Annotated in this window: 8 protein-coding genes; 4 read left to right on the plus strand and 4 right to left on the minus strand. The window is 72.1% G+C overall.

Translation table 11 applies throughout. The features are described from left to right. Positions 1-30: 30 nt before the first annotated feature. Complete coding sequence (locus tag ABZ321_RS01310) at positions 31-984, plus strand: ATP-binding cassette domain-containing protein (RefSeq protein ID WP_344503142.1); 954 nt, start codon at positions 31-33, stop codon at positions 982-984. Then, positions 977-1,744, plus strand: coding sequence for an ABC transporter permease (locus ABZ321_RS01315; RefSeq protein ID WP_344503143.1), 768 nt, complete (start codon positions 977-979; stop codon positions 1,742-1,744). Before ABZ321_RS01310 ends, ABZ321_RS01315 begins: the two co-directional genes overlap by 8 nt. On the opposite strand, the gene ABZ321_RS01320 is transcribed toward ABZ321_RS01315, so the two are convergent. Together ABZ321_RS01320 and msrB are read right to left on the minus strand one after the other, a co-directional pair. Then, on the minus strand, positions 1,741-2,181 hold the full coding sequence (locus ABZ321_RS01320; protein ID WP_344503144.1) for a hypothetical protein: 441 nt from the start codon (positions 2,179-2,181) through the stop codon (positions 1,741-1,743). The genes ABZ321_RS01315 and ABZ321_RS01320 overlap by 4 nt on opposite strands. Positions 2,182-2,209: 28 nt before the next feature. Continuing rightward, a complete protein-coding gene (gene msrB / locus ABZ321_RS01325; protein ID WP_344503145.1) occupies positions 2,210-2,620 on the minus strand; it encodes a peptide-methionine (R)-S-oxide reductase MsrB in 411 nt (136 codons plus the stop codon). Positions 2,621-2,775: 155 nt separating this feature from the next. Here msrB and ABZ321_RS01330 point away from each other — a divergent pair, with 155 nt between their 5' ends. Both ABZ321_RS01330 and ligD read left to right on the plus strand, forming a co-directional pair. Further along, positions 2,776-3,843, plus strand: coding sequence for a hypothetical protein (locus ABZ321_RS01330; protein ID WP_354888405.1), 1,068 nt, complete (start codon positions 2,776-2,778; stop codon positions 3,841-3,843). A 48-nt stretch (positions 3,844-3,891) separates the two neighbouring features. Continuing rightward, positions 3,892-4,908, plus strand: a complete 1,017-nt coding sequence (ligD, locus tag ABZ321_RS01335) for a non-homologous end-joining DNA ligase (protein ID WP_354888408.1) — start codon at positions 3,892-3,894, stop codon at positions 4,906-4,908. On the opposite strand, the gene ABZ321_RS01340 is transcribed toward ligD, so the two are convergent. Both ABZ321_RS01340 and ABZ321_RS01345 read right to left on the minus strand, forming a co-directional pair. Beyond that, entirely contained in the window at positions 4,909-6,459 is a 1,551-nt protein-coding gene (locus tag ABZ321_RS01340; RefSeq protein ID WP_344503148.1) for an alpha/beta hydrolase, read from the minus strand. It lies immediately after the preceding gene. Then, positions 6,456-7,574, minus strand: a complete 1,119-nt coding sequence (locus ABZ321_RS01345; protein ID WP_354888411.1) for an ATP-dependent DNA ligase — start codon at positions 7,572-7,574, stop codon at positions 6,456-6,458. The genes ABZ321_RS01340 and ABZ321_RS01345 overlap by 4 nt, the downstream gene beginning before the upstream one ends. Between the last annotated feature and the right edge of the window lie 358 nt (positions 7,575-7,932).

Here is a 7,932-nt window from a genome sequence, read left to right on the forward strand (position 1 = left end):
TACGCAGTAAACAATCTTGGAGCGTGCCTCATGACCCTCGCCGTCGAGGCGACCGGCCTCACGAAGTCGTACGGCAGGCTCGACGTCCTCACCGGCGTCGACCTGGCGGTGCCGGCCGGCACCGTGTTCTCCCTGCTCGGACCCAACGGCGCCGGCAAGACCACCACGGTGCGCATCCTCGCCACGCTCCTGCGCCCCGACGGCGGCCGGTGCCGCGTCGCCGGCTACGACGTGGTCCGCCAGCGCCGGCAGGTCCGCGCAGCGGTCAGCCTCACCGGGCAGTACGCGGCGGTCGACGAGCTGCAGACCGGCGCCGAGAACCTCCGCATGATGGGCAGGCTCAGCGGCCTCACCGCCGCCGCGGCCAGGAAGCGCGCCGGCGAGCTCCTCGAGCGCTTCGACCTGACCGCCGCCGCCGACCGGCGCGCCGGCACCTACTCCGGCGGCATGCGGCGCCGGCTCGACCTCGCCGCCGGCCTCGTCGGCACCCCGTCGGTGATCTTCCTCGACGAGCCGACCACCGGCCTGGACCTCACCAGCCGGCAGGCGATGTGGCAGGTGATCGCCGGCCTGGTCAGCACCGGCGTCACCGTCTTCCTCACCACGCAGTACCTGGAGGAGGCCGACCAGCTCGCCGACCGCATCGCCGTCGTCGACCACGGCCGGGTCGTCGCCTCAGGCACCCCGGCCGAGCTGAAGGCGCGCTTCGGCGACCAGCGCCTCGACCTGGAGATGGCGTCGCGCTCGTCCTGGGACACGGCGCTGGCCCACTTCGGCGCCCGGGTGGTGCAGCACGACGCCGGCCGTCTCACCGTCGGCGTCACCACCGACGGCAGCGCCGCGCACGTCCGCGCCGTCCTGGACGAGATCGACCCCCACGGCGCCGACGTGCTCCGGTTCTCGCTGCACAGCGCCACGCTCGACGACGTCTTCCTCGCCCTCACCTCTGCGTCCGCGTCAGTGAAGGAGCCCGCCAATGTCTAGCCTCGCCACCGCCCCGGTCCAGTGGCTGACCATGGGGGGCAGGTCGCTGCGTCTCGGCCGCCGCAACGTCGAGGCGCTCATCATGTCGCTGGTGCTGCCGGTGATGCTGATGGTCGTCTTCGTCTACCTGTTCGGCGGCGCCATCGACACCGGCACCGCCTACGTCACCTACGTCGTGCCCGGCGTCATGCTGCTCTGCGTCACGTTCGGCTCCGCCATGACCGCGGGCTCCGTCGCCAGCGACATGACCGGCGGCATCATCGACCGCCTCCGCTCCCTCGACGTCGGCGGCCCGGCCGTCCTCGCCGGCCACGTCGCCGCCAGCCTCGCCCGCAACGTGTTCTCCAGCGCGCTGGTCTTCGGCGTCGCGTTCGCGATCGGGTTCCGCCCGCACGCCTCCGCCGCGCAGTGGCTCGCCGCTCTTGGCGTGCTCGTGCTCACCATCGCCGCCGTGTCATGGCTGGCGGCGGCGCTCGGACTGCTCGCGTCCTCCCCCGAGGCGGCCGGCGGTTACACGTTCGGGATCACGTTCCTCCCGTACGCCAGCAGCGCCTTCGTCCCGATCGACACCATGCCCTCGTGGCTGCGCGGCTTCGCCGGCAACCAGCCCGTCACACCGATCACCGAGAGCCTGCGCGGCCTGCTGCTCGACCAGCCGGTCGGCTCCGCCCCGTGGAAGGCGGCCGCCTGGTGCGTGGCCATCATGGCCGTGTCGATGGCCGCGGCGGCCCTGCTCTTCCGCTCGAAGACCCGTGCCTAGCGGTTCATCCGGCAGTCGTGGGCGTCCTGGGCGTCGTCGACCTGGATCTCCAGGTGCTCGAACCGGTCGGCGCGCTCGGCCCTGAGCTGGACGGCGGAGTGCTCGCCGAAGTTCAGGAAGATGCGCTGGTCGTTGTGCTCGTCCTTCGCGACGATGGACCAGCTGCCGTCGCCGGTCAACGGCGGCACGTCCCCGTCGTCGTCCAGGACGAGACCCTCCGCGTGGTAGGTGCCGTCGTCGCGGATGCTGACCTTGCCGCCGCACTCGCTCGTCCACACCCCGGCCACCTGGTCCTGGGTGAACTGCGGGCGGCCCTTCTCGGGCAGGACGTCGTCGACCGAGGACGGGATGGCGTCGCAGCAGTTCAGGCAGCCGAGCAGCAGCGGCAAGGCCAGGATCGCCATGATCACCCTGGCCCACGTCGATCTTCGGGGCACGCGGTGATCATGGCAGATCGGTGAGTGTCTAGCTAGAAGCCGGATCCAGCCTGATCGATAGGCTGTTGACGCAGTGGCGGGTGTCCTTGTCCGTCATGCGCTCGCCGCGGAAGACGTGGCCCAGGTGGGAGTCGCACCTGGCGCAGCGGATCTCGGTGCGGACCATGCCCAGGCTGTCGTCCTCGATCTCCTTCACGGTGCCCGGGATGGCGTCGTCGAAGCTCGGCCAGCCGCAGTGCGAGTCGAACTTGGACGAGCTCTCGAAGAGCTGGGCGCCGCACGCCCGGCAGTTGTAGACACCGGCGGTCTTGGTGTTGACGTACTCGCCGGTCCAGGGTGCCTCGGTGCCCGCGCGGCGCAGGACCCGGAACTCCTCCGGGGACAGCCGCACGCGCCACTCGGCGTCGGTGGTGGGCAGGTCGACAAGTGGCTCGGTCATGCCTCAACGGTAGGCGGCACCGGGCCGGACGACCATTACGACCCGAGAACGTGACGCCCCCTGGCCCGCGACGTCTCCGCCCTCACCTCGTTGGACCGACGAAAGCCACGATTCGGACTTTTGTTACACAGCGGGCGAGTGGACGGGACAGGACGATGAGGTTGCTCTACACGGCGGTTGCGGTCGGCGCGGCAGGCGCGGCGGGCATCACGCCGCTGGCCACCGCGGCGCACGCCGCGTCCTCGGCCACCGAGATGCGCGTCGACGGCTGCGGCACGTCGTGGAGCGGCACCCTCGAGCTGTGCGGCGAGACCTCCCACCCGGGCAGCGGCCCCGCCGGCTACGGCCCGGGCGACACCCGCGACTGGCGGTACGACGCCCCCACCCACGCCGGCACCGGCGGCCCCCTCTACGCGGGCCACTCCACCGGCGGCGATGACGACGGTCCCGGCTGCGGCTGCGACCACGGCAACGGCGGCCACAGTCAGGGCGGCGGGCACCCCGGCAACGGCGGGCATGGCTCCGGCAACGGCGGGCACAGTTCCGGAGGCGGTTACGGCAACGGCGGGGGCAATGCCGGTCACGGCGGCGGGCATCACGGCGGCGGCGGCAATGGTTCCGGCAACGGTGGCCAGGGCAACGGCGGCGGTGGGTACGGCGGCGGACCCGGCGGCTCGCACAACGGCGGCGGCAACGGAACCGGATCGGGCGGGCCGAGCACGCCCGGCGGTGGCGGCGGCAACGGCAACGGCGGCGGTAATGGCAACGGTGGCAACACGCCTGGCGGTGGCGGTGGTACACCCGGCGGTGGTGGAACGACGCCCGGCGGTGGCGGTGGCACGCCCGGTGGCGGTGGCACGCCCGGTGGCGGTGGCACGCCCGGTGGCGGGACGCCCGGTGGTGGCGGGGGCAACGCCAACGGTGGCACCACGCCCGGCGGCACCGGATCGGGCAGCGGCAGCGCCGCGGGCTCGGGTGTGGGCACGTCCGCCGGCACGCTGCCGGTGACCGGCACGTCGTCGATGATGACGACGATCGGGTTCGCGTTCATCATCGGCGGGGCCGGCATCCTGTACTTCACCAGGCTGGGCGACCGGGGCGAGGACACCGCCCAGGAGCAGGAGCCGACGCGCAGGACGCCGGCGAACCGCGGCCGCGCGGGCCGGGCAGCGGCGCCGATGCCGCGGCGCAGGCCCAGCCCTCAGACGACCCGCAGGCCGTGACCGCGAGGCTACCCGCACGACAGAGCCGCGGCGCGTAGGGTGCTTGGCATGGCCGATGCGCTGGAGATCGAGGTCGCTGGGCGGCCGGTGCGGCTGACCAGTCCCGACAGGGTCATGTTCCCGGAGCGCGGCTTCACCAAGCGCGACGTGTTCGAGTACTACGTGGCCGTCGGCGACGGGATCATGCGGGCGCTGGGCAACCGCCCGACGACGTTGCAGCGGTTCCCCGAGGGGATCGGCGGCGAGATGTTCTTCCAGAAGCGGGTCCCCGCCCGGGGCGTGCCGCCGTGGCTGGAGACGGCGCAGATCGCGTTCCCCAGCGGGCGCAAGGCCGACGAGCTGTGCCCCGCCGACCTCGCGCACGTGGCGTGGGCGGCGCAGATGGGCACGATCGTGTTCCACCCGTGGCCGGTGCGCAAGGCACACGTCGACCACCCCGACGAGCTGCGCATCGACCTGGACCCGCAGCCGGGCACCGACTTCGCCGACGCGGCCGTCGTGGCGGGCGAGCTCAAGGCCGTCCTCGACGAGCTCGGCTGGAAGGGCTGGCCGAAGACCAGCGGTGGGCGCGGTGTCCACGTGTACGTGCGGATCGAGCCGAAGTGGACGTTCGTCGAGGCGCGCCGGGCGGTGATCGCCCTGGCGAGGGAGGTGGAGCGGCGCCGGCCCGACCTCGTGACCACCAAGTGGTGGAAGGAGGAGCGGGGCGCGCGGGTGTTCGTCGACTTCAACCAGATGGCCCGCGACCGGACGATCGCGTGCGCGTACTCGCTGCGCGCCAACGCCCGGGCCACCGCGTCGACGCCGCTGCGCTGGGAGGAGCTGCCGGACGTCGAGCCCGACGACTTCGACCTGCGGACGGTGCCGGAGCGGATTGCGAAGCTCGGCGACGCCCACGCCGGCATCGACGAGTCGCCCCACGACATCACCCCGCTGCTGGAGTGGGCCGAGCGTGACGCGGCGAACGGCGAGGGCGACATGCCGTACCCGCCGGAGTACCCGAAGATGCCCGGCGAGCCGATGCGGGTCCAGCCGAGCCGGGCCCGCAACAACGTGGAGCAGTAGCTACTTCTCGCAGGTGAGCTCGGCCGGCGGGACGCGCAGGTCGATCAGGTACCGGTTGACGGCGTCGATCACGCAGCCGGTCTTCGGGTAGGCGGTGTGGCCCTCGCCCTTCCACGTGATCAGCGTGCCGACGCCCAGCATCTTCGCCAGCGCCGGCGCCTGCTCGTACGGGGTGGCCGGGTCGCCGAGCGTGCCGATGACGACGATCGGCGCCGAGCCGGTCGCCGCGCCCGTCGGGTACGGGTCGCGCTTGCCGGGCCACTGCGCGCAGATCAGGTTGAGTGCGAGCGCCCCGCCGAACAGCGGGTACTTCTGCCGCCACTGCGGCTGCAACGCCCTGGCCTGCTCGACCGTCGGGGTGTCGTCGCTGTCCGCGCACCCGACGGCGGCGTTGGCGTCGAACATGTTGGTGTACTTGCCCTCCGGGTCGCGCTCCGCGTACGAGTCGGCGAGCTGGAACATCTTCTCCGGCTTGCCGTTGCGCAGGTCCTGCATCGCCTGCGCGAGGACCCGCCAGCCGGACTCGCTGTACAGCGACGACACCACCGCGGTGAAGACCCAGCCGGCGGTCGCGTTGCGCCCCTTGCCCGGCACGGGGCTGGTCCGGGCGTCCGCGATCGCCTTCGTGACCACGGCCCGCGGGTCGGGCCCGATCGGGCAGGCGGTCACGTTGGCCTTGCACCAGGTGGTGAAGTTGTCGAAGGCGTGCTCGAACCCGGCGGCCTGCTTCTCCGCGGAGTCCTGCATCGACAGCGTCGGGTCGACCGCCCCGTCGAGCACGAACGCGCGCACGTTCTTCGGGAACAGCTGCGCGTAGACGGCGCCGAGCAGGGTGCCGTAGCTGTAGCCGAGGTACGTCATCTGCTGCTCGCCGACCGCCGCCCGCAGCGCGTCCATGTCCCGGGCGGTCTGCTCGGTGGAGTAGTAGCGCAGCTTGTCGCCGTACTTGTCGCCGCAGCTCTGCGCGAGCTTGCGGGTCAGCGCGACCGACTCACCGAACGTCGCGTCGGTCTGCGGGTCGGGGTCGATGCCGAAGTTGGCGTCCAGGTCGGCGTCGGAGAAGCACTTCACCGGCGACGACCTGCCGATGCCGCGCGGGTCGAAGCCGATCACGTCGAAGCGGCGGACGACCTCGGCCGGCAGGTACACCGACCGGTAGACGGCATACTCGACGCCCGACGCCCCCGGCCCGCCCGGGTTGATGAACAGCGACCCCACCCGGTCCCGCTGCGTCGTCGACCGGCCGCGGACCATCGCGACGTCGAACGTGCCGGAGCCTTCGGGGTTGTGCCAGTCCTGCGGGACCTTGACCGTGGCGCAGTCGTACTTCACGTTCTGCGGCGGGCTGGAGAAGATCCCCTTGTAGACGTCGGGGCACGGCTTCCACTGTGCCGGCTCGACCTTCACGCCGGACGAGGTCGTGGGCGCGGCCGCCGGCCGGTCCAGCCGCCGCGCCTCCTGCGACGGGTCCGTGGGAAGGCTGCCGCACCCGCCGAGCAGCGCCGTGACCAGCAGGACCGCGAGTGAACGTCGTGCGACGCGAGCGCTCAAGGCCGCCCTGCCAGCACGGACTCCACGTCGAAGCGGATGGGCCGGTCGAGCTGCTCATACGTGCACGAGTGCGGCTCGCGGTCGGGCCGCCAGCGCTTGAACTGGGCGGTGTGCCGGAAGCGGTCGCCCTCCATCGCGTCGTAGCCGACCTCGACGACGAGCTCCGGCCGCAGCGGCACGAACGACAGGTCCTTCTTGCCGGTCCAGCGGCTCACACCGCCCGGGAGCCTGGTCGCGGCGTCGCCGGCCGGCACCGACTCGAGGCTCGCGGCGGCGGCGCCGGGGATCTGGCCCGCCCAGTTCCACGGGTGGTCGACGACGCCCTCCCGGTACGCCTCGAGCTCCTCGACCAGCTCGGCCCGGCGCTCCCGGGTGAACGACGCGGCCACCCCGACGTGGTGCAGGCGGCCCTCCTCGTCATACAGCCCGAGCAGCAGCGACCCGACGATCGGCCCGTCCTTGTGCCACCGGAACCCAGCCACGACGGCGTCGGCCGTGCGCGCGTGCTTGATCTTGAACATGCTGCGCTTGCCTGGCTCGTAGGCGCCCCCGGCCGGCTTCGCGATCACTCCGTCGAGCCCGGCGCCCTCGAACCGCGCGAACCAGTCCCGCGCCACCTCGATGTCCGTCGTCACCGGCGTCACGTGCACCGGCGCCACGACGCCCGACAGCGCCTCGACCAGCCTGGCGCGTCGCTGCGCGTAACCCACCTCGACCAGCGCCTCGTCCCCGACCGCGAGCAGGTCGAACGCGACGAACGACGCCGGCGTCTGCTCCGCCAGCAGGTTGACCCGCGACGCCGCCGGATGGATCCGCTGCCCGAGCAGCTCGAAGTCGAGCTTCGGCTCGCCTTCCCCACGCCGGATCACGATGATCTCGCCGTCGACGACACAGCGCTCCGGCAGCTGCGCCAGGACCTGCTTGACGACCTCGGGGAAGTAACGTGTCAGCGTCTTGCCGCCCCGGCTGGCGAGCTCGACCTCGTCACCGTCGCGGAACACGATGCAGCGGAACCCGTCCCACTTCGGCTCGTAGCTCATCCCCTCCGCGCTCGGCAGGCTGGGAATACTCTTGGCCAGCATCGGCTCGACGGGAGGCATCACCGGCAGATCCACCCTGCCACACTAGCTGTTTCCGGCCCCGGGCATGCCCCAGCCGCTCCCCCATGATCCGCCAGCCTCCCGCCCCCACACCGCCTCCGGGACACACAAGCCCTTCCGGATCACGCGACGGCATCTCGAAAGACGTGGGAACGGTGCGGACGCCGCCAACGCCGTGGCACGCCCCAGCCACACTCCCCCAGCTGCCGACCTCCCGCACCCAACGCCGCATCCCGACGCACAAAGTCTTCCGGATCACGCGACCACCACCCCACGCCCCGCCCCGCAGACGCACAACACGAGGTCTTCCGGATCACGCGACAACTGCCGACATTGCGCACCCGACGGCGCACCGCAGACCCACGAAACACAA

The sequence above is a fragment of the Dactylosporangium sp. NPDC006015 genome, from assembly GCF_040614215.1.
Lineage (GTDB): Bacteria > Actinomycetota > Actinomycetes > Mycobacteriales > Micromonosporaceae > Dactylosporangium > Dactylosporangium maewongense.